The organism is Saprospiraceae bacterium (assembly GCA_016717265.1).
In the GTDB taxonomy this organism is placed as follows: domain Bacteria; phylum Bacteroidota; class Bacteroidia; order Chitinophagales; family Saprospiraceae; genus Vicinibacter.
Map to the genome: position 1 here is coordinate 1,141,585 of JADKFX010000001.1, position 22,394 is coordinate 1,163,978.

Below are 22,394 nucleotides of genomic sequence, written 5' to 3' on the forward strand. Positions count from 1 at the left end.
TTACCTTTAGGTAATGAATTTTGGAGTCCTTTAAATTAGCTAAAGTTGATTTATTGTTAAATTTTCTATTTTACTTTCAAATTTGACTAAACATTCCTGATTTTCAATCGTTTTAGATTAATATTGCCTTAAATTTTGTAAAACAGGAAGCTATGAAGAAAACTTTACTATTATTAAGCTTAATATTATTTATTGGACAGGCCTACACGCAGGCAAAACGCTATATTTTTCTGGAGCATTTTACAAATTCAAGATGTGGTATTTGTGCTGGTTCCAATCCTGGATTTTATGCATTATTGGCTAATTATAAGAACCAATATCACCACATGACTGTCCATCCTCCAATTCCATATTCAAATTGTTTGTTATATCAGGCAAACCCAACAGATAACGCTCAAAGAAGCAATTTTTATGGTATCAATGGCACACCCACCGTGGTTATAAACGGATTGACAAAAAAATCTGCAGGATCCGTGACGGCTGCGAATTTAAATGCAGAATTGAATAAATTATCTCCAATCGAAGTCAAAGTAACGGAAACAGGTACTACAAACAGGAATGTGAGTTTGGAAATTAAGACTTTAGGTACAAAACCATCCGGTACCTATAAATTATATGTTGTAGCTTTAGAAAAGGAACTCAATTATGCATCTCCAAATGGTGAAAAAATACATTATAATGTATTTAGAGATTTTTTAAGTGCTTCTGATGGGGATGATATTCAGTTAGCTGGGTCAGGTTCATCTGTCAATAAAGCATATACTCTTTCCATACCGCCAAGTTGGATTGAAAATCAGGTCTATATTTTAGCATGGATTCAGGATGTAGCAAATAAAGAAGTATTGAATAGCGGAACAAAATTTGATGCATTAACTGCAAATAAGGACGTATCCGATTTTTCCCAATTTAGCATTTATCCTAACCCAGTAAAAGAAATATTGAATTTACAGTGGACACAATCTTTATCTACTTCCCCTAAATTAAGTATTACAAATTTGTTTGGAACAGAAATTTACAGTGCTAACTTAAAGTATGGAGCAACTCAATTTCAATTACCCGTGGCACAATATGCAAAAGGCATTTATTTTGTAAAAATTCAATCAGGAAAAGATAAAATTTCAAGAAAATGGTTAAAGGATTAATAAATTTTAAAATTTATATTCATAAAATAGCTGCTCAAATTTAAGAGCAGCTATTTTAGTTTTATAGATCCATGAAAGCATGTTAAAAGCAAGTGACATAAAGTATAGTTATAATTCAACCCGGGTTTTTGAGTTTCCTGAAATACTTTGTCAATCTGGAGAATCCCTTTTACTCTTAGGCCCTTCAGGATGTGGCAAATCAACCTGGTTACATTTGATGTGTGGTTTATTGAAATCTCAAAATGGTTTAATACAAATTCAAGATACGGATATTACAAAATTGAGTGCTTCTGCAATGGATTTATTCAGAGCAAAAAATATTGGTGTAGTTTTGCAAAAATCTCATTTTATATCTTCCTTAAATGTTTTAGACAATTTACTTTTATTTCAAACCCTTGGCGGTGCAATAAAAAATTTGGATTTCATTTGTGAGTTGTTGAATCAACTTGGAATTCTTGGTTTGGTAAATCAAAATATTCAAAGTTTATCCCAGGGAGAACTTCAACGCTTAAATTTTGCGAGGGCTTTAATTCATAAACCCAAGATTATCTTAGCAGATGAACCTACCTCTGCACTGGATGATTATCATGCAGATTTAATCGCTAATATTATGTTGGAACATGCAAAATCGATGCATGCAAGTTTGGTTATCGTGACGCATGATTTGCGCTTGAAAAAATTAGTGAATCATCAAGTGCAATTGTCATGAACGGATTTTATATCGCCTGGAGAAATTTAATCACAAAGCCATTGCGGTTTTTTTTTAACATTTTATTGATTGCTATTGCCGCAGGACTAATTACAATTACCTTATTAATAGATATTCAATTTAAAGATCATTTTGAGAAGAACCTGGATGATGTAGATTTGATACTTTGTGCAAAAGGAAGTCCTTTACAAACCGTATTATGCAATTTGTTTCATATTGATGCACCTACGGGCAATATTGATTTGAAGGAAGCAAGGGTTTTTCTAAATCCAGAACATCCAATTATTAAAGCAGCCATACCATTAGCATTGGGAGACCAATTTAATGGATATCGAATAGTCGGGACAACCCTTGAATATTTTCCTTGGTTTAATTTGGAATTAAATAGTGGTGCATATTTTAAAAAGGATCTGGATGCTGTGATAGGGTCTGCCGTTGCAAAGGAATTGAAATTAGCATTAGGTTCTGAATTTTTATCAGGTCATGGATTGGTTACAGATGGAGATATGACTCATAGCCATGATCAGCAATTTCAGGTAACAGGAATTTTAAAACAAACTGGGGGCGTTTTAGATCGACTTATTTTTGTATCTATTTCAAGCTATTGGGCAATGCATCCAGTTGAAGATGAAGAAGGCCATCCTGCACATACGCAGGATATTCCTTGTATAGACAATAGATCTTTAAAAGACAAGGAAGGACAAATCACTTCAGTTTTATTATCCTTTAAAGGTACGAATATTCAATCTTTAAATTTTGGACGAAGTATCAATGAAAATACTGGTATGATGGCTGCAAATCCTGCTATCGAATTGAATCGATTATATGAGCTTACAGGCTCGGCATCAGAATTGGTAACTATTTTAGCAATCTTGCTAACGCTATTAGCAACTTTAAGCTTATTTATAAGTATTTGGCAAGCAATGGAAGAACGAAAATTCGAAATTGCAGTATTGCGTTTAGGAGGTGCATCTTTTAATAAAATTTTATTTTGGATTTTATTGGAAGGATTTATCTTGAGCAGTATTGGCTTATTGATTGGAATCTTTTTCGCCCATATATTGTTAACTGTATTATCGAGTTCATTAGAACTTCAAATTAAATATGGAATTGAAGGTCTTGTTTTTGTTAAGGAGGAATTTTTATTATTTGGAATTGGTATTGGTCTTGGATTAGTATCTTGTTTAATTCCAGCCATAAAAGTAATCCGAAGGGATATTCATCAAACCTTATCATCCTAATAAATTTATTTTATAAATAATGCTACTTAAATTTTTGAAAGTTTTTTTATTTTTTATTTTTTGTTTTGGTTTTCAGTTGAATATTTTGGAGGCTCAAAGTATGTGGCCTGCATTATCTAAAGTAAGCTATAAGAAAGAATATGATGCTTTATTAGGGATTAAAGTTGATCGTCCGGTTTTCAGTTCAGATGTAAAATCTTTGGCTGGAAAAATCATCCAGTTAAAAGGTTATATTATTCCTACGGATGGGTTTAAAAGCCATACAGAATTTGTTTTTTCTGCATTTCCATATTCAAGTTGTTTTTTTTGTGGGAAAGCAGGACCAGAAACGGTCATTGAAATTCAAGCTAAGGAACCAATTCAATATACTTCAGAACCGATTGAAATCAAAGGTAAGTTGATTTTAAATGAGAAGGATATCAACCGATTGATGTACCTGATGGTAGAAGTTGAAAAATTATAGTTTGGCTTGAAATGCAAATTTTGTAAATTGAAACGAATTCGTTTGTTTTGTACTATAATTCCTGTTTTTCGTTATTTTCTTATTGAAATTTGGTAAAACTTAATAGACCAATAAGCTTAAATTAGTATTAACTTTGCCATTTATAAAATAGTTTAATGATATGAAAGCGATTCATTTTTTGGCCTTTGTTTTATTTGTAGGAATCATGACTTCATGTGGTCCAACGATTTATTTGTCTCCAGATTTTGACCAGGTTAAATCGAAACATAAAACAGTAGCAATATTGCCTTTTGATGTTACGATTGCGATAAAGAAACTACCTAAAGATGTAACTCAAGAAATGATTCGGGAGGACGAGAAGAAAACAGGATTTTCAATTCAGAACCATTCCTACACTTATTTTTTAAAGGAAATGTCTAAAAACAAATACACTGTAACTTTTCAGGATATTGACAAAACGAATACATCGTTAACAAAGGCAGGAATGAGTTATGAAAAATTAAGAGACATAAGTAAGGAAGAAATATGCAATATCTTAGGTGTTGATGCCGTGGTTTCCGGTAAAGTATCTATGGATAAACCTATGTCTGAAGCAGGCGCAATTGCAGTTGGTTTTATTTTTGGAACCTGGACATCAACCAATAAAGTGAATGTAAGTATGACTATTCACAATAAGAAAAACAGCGATCTATTGTGGAAATATGATTGGGTGGCAGAAGGAAGTGTCGGAAGTAATAGCGAGCAATTAACAAAAGGGCTTATGAAAAATGCCTCGAAAAAATTCCCGTATCAAAGAAAGTAAAGAATTCCTTTATATAATACGGGATCTTTTAATGTCGTATCAATCTTAAATATTCAATTCAGAATATTATTTATAATTATTTAAAGAATATCTAAGGATTCAATGATTTCCAAAGCAGTTTTTTCAGCTTCTTTGTCATCATCATCAAATGTAATTACCAGGAAAAAGTTGGTGTGGGTATTTGGATCCCCCAATCCAGCAAAGATGACTCTAAATCCGGATTTAAAACCTTCTACATAATACCCGGCTAATTCATTAACAGTAACTTTTGTTGCTTCATCAATTTCTGTCATTTCAAACACTTTTGCACCCTCTATAGTTGCATCATCCAAATCATCAATTGCAACATTTTCTTCGAAAATATGCATCGATAGATCCATGCCATCACCTTTCATGTCAAAATTATGATCATCATTTGTTTTTACTCTAAAATCATCGGGTACCGTAATTTGAACTTTATAATATTCCCAAACATACGTTTTCTGAGCATTCGCATTTGTAATTAAAAAAACATTAAAAAGCAAGCTTGTAAATAAAGTTTTCATATAAATATTTTTAGAATTAAATTAAAAGTAAGCAATGATACTGCTTTTTTTTAAATCAGAGTATTTCATAAAGTCCGAAAAATTGTGTTAAAATGTTGATATATAAGCTTTTACCACGTTTCAATTCTAAATGATGGATTAGCTAAATTGTTTTACAGAGTAATTTGACACCAAACTAAATCCATCTGGTGATCTGATTGATTTGTAATGGCCGGTATAACTTACTGTATGGTTAAATTTGGAAGGCTCAAAACAAGAGCATTAAAATTACGTCATTTTAGTATATATTATTTTACAACGCTTATTTGAATGACCTTAAAAATAAACAAATAATAGCTTATAGTTTTGAATACCTAAAACATCCAGTTTATAGTAAAAAAGATCAAAAAATTAATACCTAATTTTAATGGAATCTTAACGAATTTAAAGGAGTGTTTTAACGAATTGATCGACATTTAATCCATCCGCTTCGGCTTTGTAATTAAGAACGATTCGATGCCTTAATACTAAAGGAGCAATAGCTTGTACATCTTCAATATCAGGAGAGTATTTTCCATTTAATGCAGCATTGCATTTTGCGCCTAAAACTAAATATTGAGAAGCTCTGGGACCTGCACCCCAACTTACATATTGATTAACTTCTTTAATGGTATTTGCAGCATTTGGTCGCGTTCTGGTTGCTAATGAAACTGCATATTCCAAGACATTATCAGCAATAGGTATTTTTTTAACCAAACGCTGGAATTCCATAATTTGGTTAGAACTAATAACATTTTTTAATTGAACTGTTTGATCTGACGTTGTTTGCTTTACAACTTGTAATTCTTCTTGATATGTTGGATAATCGAGAAAAATATTAAACATGAAACGATCCAATTGAGCTTCAGGTAATGGATAAGTGCCTTCTTGTTCAATAGGATTTTGAGTTGCCAACACAAAAAATGGAACCGGTAGCAGGTGTTTAACCCCACTGACTGTAATATTTCGTTCTTGCATTGCTTCCAAGAGCGCAGATTGGGTTTTTGGTGGTGTTCTGTTAATTTCATCTGCAAGAACGATATTTGCAAAAAGAGGCCCTTTATTAAATTTAAATTTTCGCTCTTCATCTAAAATTTCAGAACCCGTTATATCAGATGGCATTAAATCGGGTGTAAACTGAATTCTCTTGAAACTAAGATCCAAAACTTCAGAAATTGTATTAATCAACAAGGTTTTTGCTAAACCCGGCACCCCAACCAACAAACTATGTCCATTAGAAAAAAGTGAAATTAGGGTTGCCTTAATGACTTCATCCTGACCAACTATTACTTTTCCAATTTCCGCCTTTAGTTCCTTATAAGATTTTGCAAGGGCATTCATTCCTTCCACGTCTGAGCTATACTGCATTTTGTTTTTTAATTTTTAAGATTTGCAAAGTTAAACATTCGAAGGCATAAAACGGTTTAGAGATCCTAAATATTATAATCCCAAAACTCCTAAAAATAGGCTTTGGGGGTCTTAAAAATTAGCCCTAAGTTGCATTCTGCCCGTATGTAGTGTTTCTGAAGATGCTGCTTTTCTGCCAGAATATGAAAATTGAAGTTGGATCAGGGAATTAATTTTATAATCAAATTGTAAATCCCAATTATAGTTATTGCCATCTTTATAGCCATCCAGCATATTAAATTCTATAATACTGCCAGATTCGCCTTGAAATTGTATTGAAATGTATTTAAGTTCAGATCTAATACTAAGCTTTTTAAATAAAAACAAAGCAGAACCTAATTCAAGTTCAACAAAATCTGCTCGTTCTTTGCCTTGATTTTTTTCGGTAGCATTGCGAATCGAAAGTCCAGCATTCATTCTGGCATATGGATTCATTCGGTAAACTAAAAAAGGATGAAAGCCAATGGTTTGTATCCGATAGTTTTGATCTAAATAAAATTGAGTGACTTTATCATCTTTTTTCGAAAAGAATTCAAGGTTGCAATCCAATTTTTTAAAAGTAGTAAAACGAGCCTTCAAATTTGTAGTTTGTAATTTTTTTTCATCGGAACCTGATGTTAATAGAATTTTTTGAGCAGTTTGTTGAAATCCGGTTTGAATTTCATAGATTGGATGTGCCCTGTTATAATATAGATTTTGTTGAATAAATGAAGCGTATCCTATTAAATCACTTTTATTTTTTATAAAATAAAGAGGGTTTATTCGGGTGCTAATTTCTGATTCTTTATTAACTTTTGAATTGAATCTGAATCCTGTTTCTAAATAAAACGCAGAGACTATTTTAGAGAATTTGGATTTCCCTTGAATCACATTTTTTGGATCTATGTTAATGAATTGATTCCAACTCGATTGATATATTTGAACATATTCTGAATTCAATAGTTGAAATCGGACAAACCGCGCTGTGTCAATATCAGGAGCATATACATATTCATAAATTTGACGAACACCATCTTTATTAAAATCCATAAAAATAAAATTTCCTTCTCCAGGTCTTTTTTCTTCGAAAACAAACTCCTGGCGGGGTTCTACACCACTTTGTAACTCATAATAATTTTTAAAACTGATTAATTTTTTCCAAATATTTATTTGATGATCCAGGGCACCTAAAAAATAAATTTTTGCTAAAGAATCATTTAACTGACTGTTAGTATATTGACTTCTTTTGCCACTTACTTTTATATTTAAAATACCGAGTTGCTTGCGATCTATTTGACTTTCTAAATAGGCTTCATCAGAAATAGAATGCTTTGTAAACGCAGATCCATTTGCAAGATAATCTAAGCGATGTTTTACAGTGAAACTTATACTAACATCTTTTTTAGTATCTTTTTGCAGCCGTGCTTCCAAAACCTTAAAGTAAAAACTATTTGCAGATAAACTATCCGTAGAATTTAAATAACGTGTATTTTTTTCTTGCAATCCCTGAAGTTGTAGTTTCCAATTTTTTGGAAGTTTTCGGGAAATTAAAAATCCTGGTCTTTCAAAACTAGAACGTTCATTGGCATCTTGTGTTTGCAGGATGTTATATGAAATTTGTACATTCGTTAAAGAATCATTCCAATTACCATCCATGGTATTTTTCTGTCCTTTAAAGCCAATTGACCGAATAAACTGCATGTGTTCATAGTTTAAGGAATATTTGGATCCAATGGATGCATTCAGTAAAATTCTGGGCAGATGGTCACTAGATCCAGTTTGTGAAGTAATATTCCAATCTCTAGCAAATTCAACATTTCGATAGGGATTTATAGAAGAAAAGTTTTTTTGATTATATTCATAGTACAAATTTGTTTTTATTTTAAACAAGGAATCAGAAAAAATTAAAGTAGGAAGCGAAGTTTGAAATTTAAATGCGAGCCCTTGATTGTCATTATCCTGAATATTGGAAAGTCTATTTTTGTCGACAGATGAAAGGGCCAATTCTAATCCACCACTGAGATTATTATGATTCCCTTTCCAAAGGATGCCTGCATTCATCATCATAATTTGTTGAGGTGCTATCAAAGGAATTACAGGTTCATAATTTCCTTTTGGATTTCCTGAAATAACATCCGGTGCAATCCATTCATATACCCGACCATTAGCAGTACTTTGTTTTAATATATAATTGCCTTTCCCTGAAACCACTTCTGAAAATCCAACTTGAAGTGCCGTGCTATCTGCATTCGGATCAAAGATTAAATATTTCAGATTCACAGACATACCAGAAATTATAACCAAGGTGTCCCGTTCTCTATAATAAATACGATTTATATTAAAATTACTTCCCGCTTTGCGAATCCCTGATCTCACGGCAAGTTTAATATCGTCACCACTTCCAATCAACGTGGCTTTATCAAGAGAATCAAGATCCGTTGCTACGGCAGGCGTTTTACTATCTTGTTCGTTATAAAAATTAAAATAACTTTCGATATTATTATTTTTAATTGAACTTTGGAGCAAGGCGAGACTTCGGGTATAGTTTTGATCTAAATATTCAAATTCAATAATGACTCTTGAGATATCTGAAATAATCCGTTTTGGTGTGAACCGTATTTCGGCAAGATTATAATCTATACTATAATCAGCATCTTCACCTCTTTGTATTAAATCTCCATCTATCCAGACTTTTTCACTACCTGCTAACAAGATAATAAATTGTTCACCATTATTTCCAGATAAACGATACGGTCCTTGATTTCCATTTTGGGTTTTTAAATTGAGTCTGTTTGATTTTCCTTTTGAAATTGCAAATACGGATTTACTTTCAAGATTCCAATTATTTATTTTATGTTTGGTTTCCAGTAAGCCGCCTTTATTTTTTTTATAATAATTCAAGAAATAGCCGGCAGGTTTGGAAATTTCAAAATCACCTACTGTAAGATGTTGATTTTTTTTTGAAAGTTTAATAAAGAGTCGATCAAATTCTTGTATTTGCCTGGTATTCCCTTCAGGTTGAATTGGGATTTGGTTGTCGGAAATAGCACCTAATAATGAAAAGCCATCGCCTAAATCTCCACTTAATTGTAAATTCAAATTAGAATTTAATACTAATGATTGATTATTTCCTGTGCTAATACCTCGGGTAAAGTTGCCCGTATAATTAATACCCGGACTATTCCACCAGCTTGTATTGGATTTAATTTCAAAGCCAGGATTTGCATAATCTGGTCGTGCAGGATCTTGTCGGATTGAACTATCAAATAAGAAGTAGGATCTTTTTTGTGCAAGTTGAAAAACTCTATAACAGATTCGAATGCTGTCTCCTGGTATTGGGTATTTTATTTTTAAAATTTGAGTCGAATCATTAAAATCAAAATCATAGAATCGGGTCGGTGCTTGCAGGGATTGAATTTTTATAGAGGGTCCAGAAATTAAAAGGCTATCTGTTAAATTAATGGAGTCTTCACAATTTACTACTTTGCATCGGAGTGAATTAATTTGTGATATACAGTTTTGATTCCCGACAAGAAGAATCGTAAAAATCCAAAATATAAGTATTATTATTTTTTTCAATATAATTAAGTACGTATTGAAAACTTTAAATATTGTTGAAATGTATGCTTAAATTTAAGTCTTATTATACATCATTAAATGCGGCATTGTCTAAATGTTTCTTTTATGCAGTAGCTTATATTCTAATCCTGTTATCGCAATCCGAGCCAAAAAAAGAACAAGCATATACTTACACTAAGCAAGGTGTATGCTACAAATATACTGTATTGAGATTGTTGAATTAAGTTAAAATTTTCTGCTGTAAAAGTAGAAAATGTACTTAAGCCGCCACAAAAACCAATCATTATAAAAAAGCGGATCCAATGCTGAGATTCATTTATTTGATAATATTTAAAACTGATACCTAAAATTAAAGAAGAAACGATGTTTGTTAAAAAAGTAGCTAATGGAAATTTATTAGAAAAGAGATACGGTTGATTTGATATTCCAAACCGAATTAAACTGCCAAGTCCACCTCCAAGAAATATAAGTAGCACTTTATAGAGCATCATGAATACTGGGCGTTTTAATTTTTTTCAGGTAAAGTAAGAGACCTATGAGCAGAAGTCCAACGGAAACGATAAATAAAAGTAATAATAGATTTCCGATTGCTTGTGCTTTTACGACAACAAGCATAACAACTGCATTTACTGCAATTAAGACAGAGGTTGCTTGCAGATGATTTAAACCTGCATCTACAATTAAATGATGAATGTGTTGTCGATCCGGATGGAATGGTGATTTTCCAGCAATTATACGTACAAAAAAAACTCGAAGCATATCAAATAAGGGTAAAAATAGGATACCAATTGCAACTGCAGGTGCAGAAATAATTTTGTATAATGGATTTGTTGCCTGAAATGCTAATTCAATAAAACTTATTGTTAAAATGGAACAAATTAATCCAATTAATAAAGATCCAGTATCGCCCATAAATATTTTAGCCGGAGTCAAATTAAATTTTAAAAAGGCAAATAAGGATCCAACTAGAGCAAATGAAATAATACTTAATACCACTTGATCTGCAAGGTAAAACCAAGATCCGTATGCCGTAGCAATTAAAATTCCTAAACTGCCACCTAATGCATTAATACCATCTATTAAATTGAAAGCATTTACAATGACTAATATCGTAAAAAGAGAAATAATAATACTTATCCAGTAGGGTAATGTATCAATATAGAAAATTCCGTAAAAGCTTGTAATTCTAATATTCGCTTTAAAAATTAGAATAAATGAAGCAAAAATCAAACCTAACATTTTTTTATAGGGTGTTAATGGGATAATATCATCTTTAGCGCCAATTAAAAAAATAATTATAAATGCACAAAGTATATATTGCAAGTCACCAAATACATTAAATGGTGTCCAAAGTACGATGGAAAATAAAACACCAGCAAAGATCCCAATACCGCCAAGGGTGGGTATACTTCTTTTGTGGGCTCGTCTTTCATCAGGTTCATCAGTTAACATTTTAAATTTAGCAATATTAATGATGGATGGTATGATTAAGTAAGTAAAAATAAATGCAGTCAGAAAACTTAAAACGAGCCTGTAAAACATATTGATTTGGTCAATTAGGAGCAGCAAAATAAACAAATTCTGAAAACTTTTAATATATCAAATTGAAAGCGATGAATTCTTAACTTTACATTTTTAAATGGAAAGTCAAAATATTTCAGAAATAGATCCAAATAAGCTGCCAAAGCATATTGCTATTATTATGGATGGGAATGGTCGTTGGGCTAAACGGAATGGTTTACCCCGGCTTTTTGGTCATAAAACGGGTGTTAAAACTGTGCGGGAAATAGCGGAAGCATCCGCAGAACTGGGTATTAAATACCTTACCTTGTATGCCTTTTCAACTGAAAATTGGAATCGTCCTCAGCTGGAAGTAAAAGGCTTAATGAGTTTGTTGGTAGAAACGCTCAAGCATGAATTATCTGCATTGGAAAAAAATAAAATTCGTTTACGCGCAATTGGGGATCTTTCGATGTTGCCTAAAAGCACCCAGGATGCTTTAAATGCAGGCATGGAAAAGACGAATCAAAATACCCGTATGGACCTCATTCTTGCATTAAATTATAGTTCCAGGTGGGAAATTTTGAAGGCTGTTAATTTAATTGCTCAAAATCTAATGGAAAACAAGATTCAGGCACCAATAAATGAATCTCAATTTTCGTCCTTTTTAAGCACACATGGGATTCCAGATCCCGAATTATTAATAAGAACAAGCGGGGAACACAGGATTTCAAATTTTTTACTTTGGCAATTGGCATATACCGAACTATACTTTACACCGGTTTTTTGGCCTGAATTTAAAAAAGAACATCTTTATGAAGCGATTTTAGATTATCAGGGTCGACAACGAAGATTTGGTAAAATTTCCGAACAATTAAGTTAATTTAAATATTGTAAGTTATTGAATATCAGTAATATAATGTATATTTAAGTATTTTAAAGATTTGAAATTATAGTAGCCATCCTTAAAATTTGCATACTAATCATGAAATCAAGCGGCTCGGGTAATACTTAAAAATCCACCTTAAATATGATATGAATGCAACATTTAGCAGGTTTTTTAATCTTTTCTACAGATCTTTTGAAATATTCACAAAAAATTTGATTTCCGAGAGGTCTGTTACTGTTTTCAGTAACTTAGAACCTAAGATGCTATAAACTTCTTCTATAACAATGACCGTATTAATTACCTTTGCGCCCACAATTCAGTTTCATCTGGATACGTTTAACAACACAGATCTGATCAAAATATATGAGTAAGTGCCTTCTTGTCGTTTTTGGAATTCTATCTCTTTCTTTAAGTTTGAAAGCTCAAAATGAAGAGTTTTTGCCATATGATAATAAATCGTATGAGATTTCAGGTTTAAAAGTTGTAGGTAATCAATTTAGTGATGAAAAAGCCATCATAGGGATTTCAGGCTTGAGAGTTGGTCAGAAAATCAATGTTCCCGGACCCGATATTCCAAATGCGATAAAAGCAATTTATAAACAAAGATTATTTACCCAGGTAGAAATTAAAATTACCAATCAGGTACAAGATGTGATTAGCCTTGAAATTCAAGTTCAGGAAAAGCCAAGATATGCAACGCATTCTTTTAAAGGGGTAAAGAAATCAGCACATGAAGATTTGAATGTAATTGTATCCAATCATCTACCAAAGAATTCTGTGTTTACAAATGAAATAAAAGAGGCATTAATCTCTAGTCTTCAGAATTTCTATATTGAAAAAGGATATCTGGATACAAAGGTTGAAATTCTTGAATTTCCGGAAGATAAAAAACCGAATTCTATTAAAATTTTATTTGACATTAATAAAGGCAAGCGTGTAAAAATTAGCAATATTACATTTTCTGGAAACAAAGAGGTTACTGCTAGAAAATTGCGAAAACAAATGAAGGACACCAAACGGTTTTGGCAAATTTTTAGCAAGTCAAAGTTTTTGGAAGATAAATATGCAGTAGATAAAGATAATATTATAAATTATTACAATAGTGTAGGTTTTAGAAATGCATCGATTTTAGGAGATTCTATTTGGAGGGCTTCCAATGGTAAATTAAAAATTCATATCGATGTGCATGAAGGAAATCGTTTTTATTTTAGAAATATTGCAATTAAAGGAAATTCATTATATCCAGAAAGCCATATTAAAAATGTTTTAGGGATCCAAAAAGGAGATGTTTATAATCAGGAACTTCTTCAAAAAAGATTGAGCTTTGCCCAAGATGGCCGGGATGTGAGTAGTCTTTATATGGATGAAGGGTATTTGTTTTTTAAAGCAGAACCTATTGAAGTTGCTGTGGAGAATGATTCTGTGGATATTGAAATCAGAATTACGGAAGGGCCACCGGCTACCATTGATAAAGTTATTGTAAGAGGAAATGAGCGCACAAATGAAGAAGTTATCAGACGAGAATTGAGAACTCGTCCGGGACAAAAATTTAGTCGCTCCGATATTATTCGATCCCAACGTGCAATTATGGCCTTAGGATTTTTTAATCCGGAAGCACTTGGAATTAATACACCTGTTAATCCACGAAGAGGTACTGTTGACATTGAATATGCAGTAGAAGAAAGACCATCAGACCAATTAGAATTATCTGCTGGTTGGAGTGCATTCGGTTTGATTGGAACATTAGGCGTAGTATTTAATAATTTTTCAACGCGTAATTTTTTTAAAAAATCTTCCTGGAGTCCTTTGCCACAAGGAGATGGTCAAAAACTATCACTTCGCGCACAAGCAAATGGAAGACAGTATCAATCTTATAATTTTTCATTTACAGAACCCTGGCTAGGTGGTACGAGGCCTACATCCTTAACGATTGGAGCAATCTATAGTAGAATAGACAATCGCGCTTTTTCAGTTAACGGGGGACTTTTATCCATTGCTAGAATTAGTGGGGCTTTAGGTTCACAACTTACCTGGCCAGATGATAATTTTGCAGTTTCAACATCTTTAAATTTAGAGCGGATCCGCTTAAATAATTATGCTGGTTTTTCTGCAGGTTCGGTGAATGTTGATAATGGAGATTTTTATAATATAAGTCTTAAAAGTACGGTGGTAAGATCGACTGTTTCAGAACCTTTGTTTCCAAGATCAGGGTCGAGATTATCACTTTCATTGCAATTAACTCCACCGTATTCTTTATTCAGAAGTGGTTGGAATCCAGATAGTATTGGTCCTAGTGAAAAATATAGATGGGTTGAATATCATAAATGGAGAATAGATGGCGAATGGTATTTAAATTTAGTTGATAAATTAGTTTTGGCTTTCAATGCCAAAATTGGAATTTTAGGTTATTATAATAGTAAATTAAAAACCCCACCTTTCGAACGATTTGTTTTAGGAGGTGATGGTTTAAATAACCAATCTTTTACGGTCACTGGTAGAGATATATTTGCGTTGCGGGGTTACGAAGTGGAAGATGTAAAAGCTAAAACCATTGAGGAAAAAATTCTAATTGACCGGAATATAATAAGTACTGAAGATGCAACTATATTTAATAAGTTCACTATGGAATTAAGGTATCCTCTTTCATTAAATCCAAGTGCTACAATTTATGGTGCAATATGGGCACAAGGAGGAAATTCATGGAATTCCTTTAAAGATTATAATCCATTTTCTTTAAAAAGATCGGTTGGTGTTGGTGTCCGGGTATTTTTACCGATGTTTGGTTTGCTTGGTTTTGATTATGGTATAGGCTTTGATAAACCTTGGTTGGATCCTAAAACAACAAGCGTTAAGGATTATGCTAAATTTAGTTTAGTGCTCGGTTTTGAACCGGAGTAATTTAATTGAAAAATGGTAAGTCTGAATTCTTAGATTTTTTAAAAACATCAAAGAACCATTTCTATGGATAAAAGGCAGTGCACATTTTTAAAATGAATTGCCATCCTTATCTTTGCAAAATTCAGATACTGGATTCATGAAATATTCTACAGCCGAAATAAGTGATTTAAATCATCAAACGAAAGCATTATTAAATGGAAAGCTGATTGCAAATGCATTGGATCTGGAAGATCTTCGTTCTATTATTCGATTTCATGAATGGCAATATTACGTCCAAGACAATCCGTTGATTTCTGATTATGAATATGATGTTTTATACAAAATTCTTGAAAAGATAGAAATTCAACATCCAGCTTGGATAACACCAGATTCGCCGACACAAAGGGTATCCAGTGATCTTGTAGATCAATTTCAATCGGTTGAACACTTAAGTCCAATGCTTTCATTAGAAAATTCCTATAATTCACAAGATCTTAATGAATTTGATAACAGGGTAAAGAAGCTTTGTGGTTTGGTTTTAGAGAGTGCTGTGAGTTACTTTGCAGAACCTAAATTTGATGGTGGAAGTATCGCTTTAATTTATGAGAACGATTTTTTAATTCGAGCAGCTACCCGAGGTGATGGGGCCCGCGGTGAAGACATTACACAAAATGCAAGAACCATCCGTTCGGTTCCATTAAAAGCGGAATTTTCAAAATTTGGAATCCAAAAAATCGAATTGCGTGGAGAAGCGGTAATTAGCAAATCCATGTTTCATAAAATTAATGAAGCACGCGAAACAGAAGGTTTGGCTTTATTAGCGAATCCAAGAAATGCTGCAACCGGCGTATTAAGAGTAAAAGATGCCGCCGAAACTTCAAATCGCGGATTGGATGTTTTTATTTTTCAGGTTTCGTTTGTTCTTGGCAAGGATGGTGAAAACGCAATGATGAATCAAAAAAACCATTCTGATTGGATGAAAATTTTGGATTCACTTGGCTTTAAAGTGGCATTACACGAACGAAAGATCTGCAATAATATCGATGAAGTACTAAAGTATATCAATCATTGGGTTGAAAAAAGAGATGCATACACCTATGACATTGATGGGGTTGTAGTAAAAGTGAATGATCTGAAACTACAAGAGAAATGTGATTATACCTCGCATCATCCAAGATGGGCCGTTGCATTTAAATTTCAAGCAAAACAAGCAAGCTCTACTTTGATAAATGTTGAATTTCAAATTGGAAAAATCGGATCTATTACACCGGTTGCAAAAATTGAACCAGTCCAATTGGCAGGTGTTATTGTTTCATCCGTTTCTTTACATAATGAAGACTTTATTAAAGCCAGAGATATTCGATATGGCGATCAGGTTTTAGTAGAACGTGCAGGGGATGTAATCCCTTATATTGTAAAATCATTTACAGAATTAAGAACAGGAAATGAAATGCCAATTGAATTTCCTAGCAACTGTCCTGCTTGTAAAACAAAATTAATTCGCGAAGAAGATGAATCTGCCTGGCGTTGTCCTAATTTTTTATGTGAAGCGCAAGTTGTTCAACGATTAATTCATCATGTTTCAAAAGATGCTATGGATATTGATGGATTTGGAAAGTCTTTAGTTGAACGATTCTATGAGTTAGGTTGGTTGCATACAATGGCGGATATATATAAATTAGATTTTGAAGCAATTGCTCAACTTGACGGTTTAGGGAAGAAGTCTGCTGAAAAATTACAACAGTCTATTGAAAAAGCAAAACATAATCCTATTTATAGATTACTACATGGTTTGTGCATTCATCACTTAGGTAAAAAAGTCAGTAAACTCATTGCAGAGCATTTGGATTATTTGCCAGATCTTGCCAATTGGACTCTTGAAAACTATACTTCTATTAAAGATGTAGGTCCCGTTGTGGGACAAAATATTATAGCATTTTTTTCACAACCGAAGAATGTTGCGATGATCCAGGAAATGGAAACCTTGGGAATTAATATGAAACAGACTGATGAAGATAGACCTAGAATGGTTTCAGAAAACGCCGCACTTTCTGGAAAAAGCATATTATTCACAGGTACTCTAAAGCAATTAGATAGAAAAGAAGCTCAAGGAATAGCAGAAAAAGCCGGAGCCCGAATTTTATCGGCAGTCAGTTCAAATCTAAACATCCTGGTGGTTGGGGAAGATGCAGGTTCAAAACTGACAAAAGCTAGAGCTTTGGGAACCGTTGAGATCTGGACAGAAGAGGATTTTCTTCAAAAAATCGGATGATCTTTGTTAAAATCTGCTAATCTTCTAAAATTCTAAAGGGATCCACCAACGTTTGCCTAATTTTGTCGTTATTAAAGGTACCATAGTAGGTAATATATCAATCATGAAAACAAGACTTTTAGCTACCCTTGCCTTTTTGGCGTTTGCGCTCAATATGAACGCTCAGAAATCATTTTGGTCACTTCCGGCAGATCAACCTGAAATTTCCAAAACCAGTTCCTGGAATCAACTCTCTAATTATCAGGTATTTCAAATTGATCATAAGTCGTTTAGAGACTATCTTTTAAATAATGTGCCATTTGAAAACAAGGCAAACCATGGATTTCCAGTTCAATTTCCAATGCCGGATGGCACTCAACGTACGTTTTACTTGAGCGAATCTCCGGTTATGGAGCCAGAATTAGCAGCAAAGTACCCAGAAATCAAGACGTATAAAGGTACTGATGGTATAAATTATATGAGAATGTCTATTTCGCCTTATAGTTTTCAGGCATTTATCCTTACTCAGGAGGGCGATATAGTTATAGAAGCAATTCATAAATCAAATTTGAATTTATATGGCGTTTTTAATGCTAAAGATTTAGTAATCCAGGATCCATTAAAATTAAGTTGTGGAACTAAAGAACTAGCCAAATTATCGGCCACAGAAGAGCCAGACTTGAATCAAAAAATGCAGTCTAGAAGTAATTTGGGCGCTGGATTACCTGTTGATTTACGCACGTATAGATTAGCATTGGCATGTACAGGAGATTGGGGTCAACAAGCAAATCTTGGAGGAGGTACTTTAGCCACTGCTCTGGATAAAATGGTGGCTTCTCTAAGTTTAATTAATGCTGTTTATGAAAAAGATGTTTCAGTACATTTAAATCTTATTGCAAATAATGATCGATTAATCTTTTTAGATCCTGTTATAGATCCATATCCAACGCCTACTTCCGGTGGCAGTACTTTAGGTATTAATACAGACGTAATTACGGCAAAAGTTGGGAGGGGTACATATGATATCGGCCATGTTTATACGATAACTTGTTCTGATGTTGGAGGCATTGCTTTTCTTGGAAGTGTTTGTGGCGGAATAAAAGGTGGAGGGGTTACCTGTTGGTATACGTCTGATATCGCATATGTAAGTCAACGTATAACTTGTCATGAAATGGGACATCAATTTGATGCATCCCATACGTTTTCAAACTGTAATGGAAATGAATCTGCAACTTCTTATGAACCCGGTAGCGGTACTTCCATTATGTCCTATAGTGGATTATGTGGAGGTGGTTTAAATGTGGAATCAGGAAATTTGCCACATCCAAATTATTTTCATGTAAATTCAGTAGAACGGATTATAAATTTTACAAGAAAATTTGATGGTAGTACTTGTGGAATTTCCACACCAACAACAAATACATTTCCAAATCCAGAAATTTTATTTCCAAGTGGTTTATATATACCTATCAGAACACCTTTTAAATTGTCTGGGAAAGCCACAGATATGGAAAATGATTCTCTTACTTATAATTGGGAACAATATGATGCTGGAGGTTATGGCCCAGTGCTTGGTGAACCAAGTTTGACGGAAGAAGGTCCGCTATTTAAATCTTTGTTTCCAGGTATCAATCCGATACGAATCGTTCCAGCCTGGCTCACCATACTAACGAAAGCTAATTTTGAAAGGACAGAAGTACTCCCTACGATAAATAGACAAATAAATTTCAGATTTACAGCAAGAGACAATCATGCAGGTTCAGGTGGAACTGCATGGAAACAAACTTTTTTTCGGGCAATTCAATCCGCAGGTCCTTTTAGTGTGACCTATCCAAATGATTCACAAACAGACACCCTTTTTACCAATGTATGTAATAAAGTAAGTTGGGATGTTGCAAATACAGATAAATCTTTAGTGAACTGTCAACGGGTAAACATCTATTTGATGCCAAACCGTTTAATTACAAATAATTTAATTCCTTTAGTATTGAATACAGAAAATGATGGAGAAGAATTAATTACAGTACCAGATACTTTAGTGGGCGCTTCCAGAGCAAGAATTTTAGTAGAATCAGCAGAGAATATTTTCTTTGATGTTTCCGATGCAGACATTAAAGTGAGAGCTTCTACTTCCCCTAAATTGAATTTTGGAGTATCTCCAAATAAATTAAAATTTTGTGTCCCGAATTCAACAGATATTGATATCACAGCTTGTGCAACAGCAGGTTTTGGTGGAAATGTCCGATTATATGTTGAAAGTGGCCTTCCGGATAAAGGATTATACCGATTTGAAAATAATACGATCGGTGTTGATGGTTCAACAAAATTGCACCTGGATTTTTCAGAGGTCCGCAACCCAGGTATTTCTAATTTGGTTGTTGTAGCAATTAGTCCAAATGGAGATACCTTAAGAGAAGAAATTGAATTGGACTTAGTGAGTATTGATTATTCAGATTTGAAAACGGTGTTCCCGGCGAGTGGTTTGGCTGGACTAAGTCAAGCCATTGAATTTAAATGGACATTAAGTCAGAATGCAGTTACTTATGAGCTTGAGGTGGCAACTTCTCCGGCATTTGGTAATACTATTATCTACAGTATTAAAGGGATCACTGGATCAAGTTTTAAACCGAATATTTTATTTAATGAAAATCAATTATATTATTGGAGAATTATTCCTGTGAACCGATGTGGCGCAGGATCACCAACGGTTCCATCTCCATTTCATACCATCAATAAGTCTTGTGTTACCACGGAATATCCTGGAAATGTTTTGAGCAGAAGAGCAAACCAAACAGGAAATATGATCGTTCCTATTAAGGATGCCGGAATCATCAGTGATGTAAATTTAAAAGCCTTTAAAGGCTCGGCGATTGGGGTTAATAGCGTAAGCCTTACCTTAGTGAGCCCATTAGGAACCAGAGCAATTTTATTTGATAAAAATTGTGGCGTTACGGATCAATTTGATTGTTCGTTTGATGATGATGGTAGTTTTACTGTTACAAATGGCTGTCCACCAATTCAAGGTAAAATTATAAGACCCATTGAATCTTTAACAAAGTTTAATAGTGAAAATAAAAAAGGAGATTGGAGATTAGAAATTTCAACAGATAATCGATTGAGTGGTTTTGCAGAATTCAATACGTATTCATTAGATATTTGTTCAGAAATCTTAGTTAATAATCCGTTTCTTATCAACAATGTTGGATTGCAATTGAATCCTTCAGAAACAAAGTCCATAGGTCAGGATTTATTGTTATCGCAAGACAATGATAATACGGCAGCTGAACTTGTTTACACGATTGTTTTGACACCTCAAAGAGGTGATTTGTTGATAAAAGGTGTGGTTGCTACGGATGGCTCAAGCTTTAATCAAAAAGATATTAATGATGGTAATTTAAGTTATCGTCATCAAGGTGCCGCCATGGAGTTGGATGGATTTTTATTTACGGTGAAAGATGGTACTGGAGGTTGGTTTGGTTCTGAATTTTTTAGAATTCAAATTGGAACAGTGTCGACAGATGATAAAGAAAAGGAACTTGAAATCAATGTGTATCCAAATCCTTCAAAAGGTTTATTGCAAATAGCGGCAGCTAAAATATTAGATAAAAATGCAAGTCTGCGGATTTTAAATTTGCAGGGCAAGGTCTTATTGCGTAAGAACATTGGCTTGTTAAAAGCAGAACAAGTTAATATTGAAGAATTTTCAGATGGCATTTATATTTTGGAAATACGTTCAGGAAGACATTTTTCTGCTACGAAGCTTGTGTTGAAGCGATAATATTAGAGTATTTATTTTAAGTTCGCTTTAAGAAATTCTTTAAGGTAGTTTGAATCGCATTTTATAAAGTTTGATGATCGCAATGATCTCAAATTTTGAAATTTTGTTACCTGAGTTATTTTGAAATATTTATTGCTGAAAACTATTGGTTGAAATCATTCAGTTTAAATATTTTATGACTTTTTACCATAAATTTTAATGTTCGTTTTGTATATTCTCAATGAATAATTTTTCTGTAGTAAAATCAAATTCCGGAAATCGAACTTGCAATGCTTTCAAACTGGTATCTAGTTTTTGAAGAAAAACGGGAAAGGAATCTGCTCGTTTATTTAGAATTTTATGATGTAACAATTTATGAAATTGATCTAATTCATGAATTGCTTGATGGGTAGATGAACTTAAATAAGATTTTTCAAAGTATGTCCAGATATAGTCGATAGCCATTTTATTTGGATGTACTAAATCTTCTTTAACATATCTATAATCTCTTAAGTCATCCATAAAAATTTCATATGCAGGAAAATAGCTGACAAAATCAAATACATTGCATAATTCTTCGCAGCACAAATGCAGCACCGCTTTGCTTCTGTTGTTTTCAATTATGCCATCTTTAAAATAGCGAACCGGACTGACGGTTAGTATTATTTTAATATCCTTGTTGATTTTTTTTAATTGCGCGAAAACGGCTTTCATAGCTTCCAGGATTTCATCAATTTGAGCTCTTTTTTTTTCAAAATGAGAGGCCGGAAGTTTGTGACAGTTTGCAGCGATCTGTAAATTATTGGTATCCCTGTAATAATGTGCCGATCCGAAAGTAATGACACAAACAGTACCCGAAGCCAATGCGTTAAATGCAGATTCAAGTGGAGGGTTTATAGATTCTAAAACGATGCTTTTGTCGGCGTTTGAATAAGCACTATGGTGGTCTAGTGAGTGGTAAAGTCCATCATTAAAAACTAAATCATCCAAAGAATAATATCGTTGATTTATAATGTGTTGCAATTGGGAAGCAATAGAAAGCGGGTTAAAAACAATCCCAAATGGATGTTCGTGTACTTTAAACTTATAGGTTTTTAAACGGTTCGTTAATTCTTCTGCAAAACAACTTCCGCAGGTATATAGTGTATCCTGGTGGGCTATCTGTATGGGGGCAGCTAAAATTGGAAAAGTTATTTTTGTATACATATTATTTCGATCTCAAAATTAAAGAAATT

15 protein-coding genes are annotated in these 22,394 nt (G+C 33.2%); 9 read left to right on the plus strand and 6 right to left on the minus strand.

Annotated elements, in window-relative coordinates; genetic code table 11:
• Positions 1-152: 152 nt before the first annotated feature.
• The 5 genes from IPO86_04505 to IPO86_04525 all read left to right on the plus strand — a co-directional run bounded on the left by IPO86_04505 (position 153) and on the right by IPO86_04525 (position 4,357).
• Positions 153-1,142 carry an Omp28-related outer membrane protein gene (locus IPO86_04505; protein MBK9727364.1) on the plus strand — a complete coding sequence of 330 codons (990 nt, stop codon included), beginning with the start codon at positions 153-155 and terminating at the stop codon, positions 1,140-1,142.
• 79 nt (positions 1,143-1,221) lie between these two features.
• The gene (locus IPO86_04510) at positions 1,222-1,851 is read left to right on the plus strand and encodes an ATP-binding cassette domain-containing protein (protein MBK9727365.1); all 630 of its coding nucleotides are present in this window, start codon (positions 1,222-1,224) and stop codon (positions 1,849-1,851) included.
• Positions 1,848-3,092, plus strand: coding sequence for an ABC transporter permease (locus tag IPO86_04515; protein ID MBK9727366.1), 1,245 nt, complete (start codon positions 1,848-1,850; stop codon positions 3,090-3,092). The genes IPO86_04510 and IPO86_04515 overlap by 4 nt, the downstream gene beginning before the upstream one ends.
• 19 nt (positions 3,093-3,111) lie before the next feature.
• Positions 3,112-3,555 (plus strand): hypothetical protein, encoded by a 444-nt coding sequence (locus tag IPO86_04520; GenBank protein MBK9727367.1) that lies wholly within the window; start codon positions 3,112-3,114, stop codon positions 3,553-3,555.
• Positions 3,556-3,715: 160 nt separating this feature from the next.
• Positions 3,716-4,357 (plus strand): hypothetical protein, encoded by a 642-nt coding sequence (locus tag IPO86_04525; protein ID MBK9727368.1) that lies wholly within the window; start codon positions 3,716-3,718, stop codon positions 4,355-4,357.
• 80 nt (positions 4,358-4,437) lie between these two features.
• On the opposite strand, the gene IPO86_04530 is transcribed toward IPO86_04525, so the two are convergent.
• The 5 genes from IPO86_04530 to IPO86_04550 all read right to left on the minus strand — a co-directional run bounded on the left by IPO86_04530 (position 4,438) and on the right by IPO86_04550 (position 11,427).
• The gene (locus tag IPO86_04530) at positions 4,438-4,902 is read right to left on the minus strand and encodes a hypothetical protein (protein MBK9727369.1); all 465 of its coding nucleotides are present in this window, start codon (positions 4,900-4,902) and stop codon (positions 4,438-4,440) included.
• Positions 4,903-5,325: 423 nt separating this feature from the next.
• Complete coding sequence (locus tag IPO86_04535) at positions 5,326-6,288, minus strand: MoxR family ATPase (protein ID MBK9727370.1); 963 nt, start codon at positions 6,286-6,288, stop codon at positions 5,326-5,328.
• A 111-nt stretch (positions 6,289-6,399) separates the two neighbouring features.
• Positions 6,400-9,885, minus strand: a complete 3,486-nt coding sequence (locus tag IPO86_04540; GenBank protein MBK9727371.1) for a hypothetical protein — start codon at positions 9,883-9,885, stop codon at positions 6,400-6,402.
• 131 nt (positions 9,886-10,016) lie between these two features.
• The gene (crcB, locus tag IPO86_04545; GenBank protein MBK9727372.1) at positions 10,017-10,376 is read right to left on the minus strand and encodes a fluoride efflux transporter CrcB; all 360 of its coding nucleotides are present in this window, start codon (positions 10,374-10,376) and stop codon (positions 10,017-10,019) included.
• The gene (locus IPO86_04550; GenBank protein MBK9727373.1) at positions 10,363-11,427 is read right to left on the minus strand and encodes an undecaprenyl/decaprenyl-phosphate alpha-N-acetylglucosaminyl 1-phosphate transferase; all 1,065 of its coding nucleotides are present in this window, start codon (positions 11,425-11,427) and stop codon (positions 10,363-10,365) included. The genes crcB and IPO86_04550 overlap by 14 nt, the downstream gene beginning before the upstream one ends.
• A 97-nt stretch (positions 11,428-11,524) precedes the next feature.
• Here IPO86_04550 and IPO86_04555 point away from each other — a divergent pair, with 97 nt between their 5' ends.
• The 4 genes from IPO86_04555 (at position 11,525) to IPO86_04570 (ending at position 21,180) form a co-directional block, all read left to right on the plus strand.
• Positions 11,525-12,268: an isoprenyl transferase gene (locus IPO86_04555; protein ID MBK9727374.1), complete on the plus strand. Its 744-nt coding sequence runs from the start codon at positions 11,525-11,527 to the stop codon at positions 12,266-12,268.
• Positions 12,269-12,637: 369 nt separating this feature from the next.
• Complete coding sequence (gene bamA, locus IPO86_04560; protein ID MBK9727375.1) at positions 12,638-15,172, plus strand: outer membrane protein assembly factor BamA; 2,535 nt, start codon at positions 12,638-12,640, stop codon at positions 15,170-15,172.
• Between the two features lie 136 nt (positions 15,173-15,308).
• Positions 15,309-17,423: an NAD-dependent DNA ligase LigA gene (gene ligA / locus IPO86_04565; GenBank protein ID MBK9727376.1), complete on the plus strand. Its 2,115-nt coding sequence runs from the start codon at positions 15,309-15,311 to the stop codon at positions 17,421-17,423.
• Between the two features lie 103 nt (positions 17,424-17,526).
• Positions 17,527-21,180, plus strand: coding sequence for a T9SS type A sorting domain-containing protein (locus IPO86_04570; protein MBK9727377.1), 3,654 nt, complete (start codon positions 17,527-17,529; stop codon positions 21,178-21,180).
• Positions 21,181-21,375: 195 nt separating this feature from the next.
• Here the strand turns inward: IPO86_04570 and IPO86_04575 are convergent, their stop codons facing one another.
• A complete protein-coding gene (locus IPO86_04575) occupies positions 21,376-22,365 on the minus strand; it encodes a GSCFA domain-containing protein (GenBank protein ID MBK9727378.1) in 990 nt (329 codons plus the stop codon).
• Positions 22,366-22,394: the final 29 nt, after the last annotated feature.

Excerpts from the sequence above, each read along its gene's own strand:
- IPO86_04555 (MBK9727374.1), top strand. The coding sequence starts at position 11,525 with ATGGAAAGTCAAAATATTTCAGAAATAGATCCAAATAAGCTGCCAAAG.
- IPO86_04550 (MBK9727373.1), bottom strand. The coding sequence starts at position 11,427 with ATGTTTTACAGGCTCGTTTTAAGTTTTCTGACTGCATTTATTTTTACT.
- IPO86_04510 (MBK9727365.1), top strand. The coding sequence starts at position 1,222 with ATGTTAAAAGCAAGTGACATAAAGTATAGTTATAATTCAACCCGGGTT.
- IPO86_04575 (MBK9727378.1), bottom strand. The coding sequence starts at position 22,365 with ATGTATACAAAAATAACTTTTCCAATTTTAGCTGCCCCCATACAGATA.
- bamA (MBK9727375.1), top strand. The coding sequence starts at position 12,638 with ATGAGTAAGTGCCTTCTTGTCGTTTTTGGAATTCTATCTCTTTCTTTA.
- IPO86_04535 (MBK9727370.1), bottom strand. The coding sequence starts at position 6,288 with ATGCAGTATAGCTCAGACGTGGAAGGAATGAATGCCCTTGCAAAATCT.
- IPO86_04570 (MBK9727377.1), top strand. The coding sequence starts at position 17,527 with ATGAAAACAAGACTTTTAGCTACCCTTGCCTTTTTGGCGTTTGCGCTC.
- IPO86_04525 (MBK9727368.1), top strand. The coding sequence starts at position 3,716 with ATGAAAGCGATTCATTTTTTGGCCTTTGTTTTATTTGTAGGAATCATG.
- IPO86_04515 (MBK9727366.1), top strand. The coding sequence starts at position 1,848 with ATGAACGGATTTTATATCGCCTGGAGAAATTTAATCACAAAGCCATTG.
- IPO86_04520 (MBK9727367.1), top strand. The coding sequence starts at position 3,112 with ATGCTACTTAAATTTTTGAAAGTTTTTTTATTTTTTATTTTTTGTTTT.
- IPO86_04530 (MBK9727369.1), bottom strand. The coding sequence starts at position 4,902 with ATGAAAACTTTATTTACAAGCTTGCTTTTTAATGTTTTTTTAATTACA.
- IPO86_04505 (MBK9727364.1), top strand. The coding sequence starts at position 153 with ATGAAGAAAACTTTACTATTATTAAGCTTAATATTATTTATTGGACAG.
- crcB (MBK9727372.1), bottom strand. The coding sequence starts at position 10,376 with ATGATGCTCTATAAAGTGCTACTTATATTTCTTGGAGGTGGACTTGGC.
- ligA (MBK9727376.1), top strand. The coding sequence starts at position 15,309 with ATGAAATATTCTACAGCCGAAATAAGTGATTTAAATCATCAAACGAAA.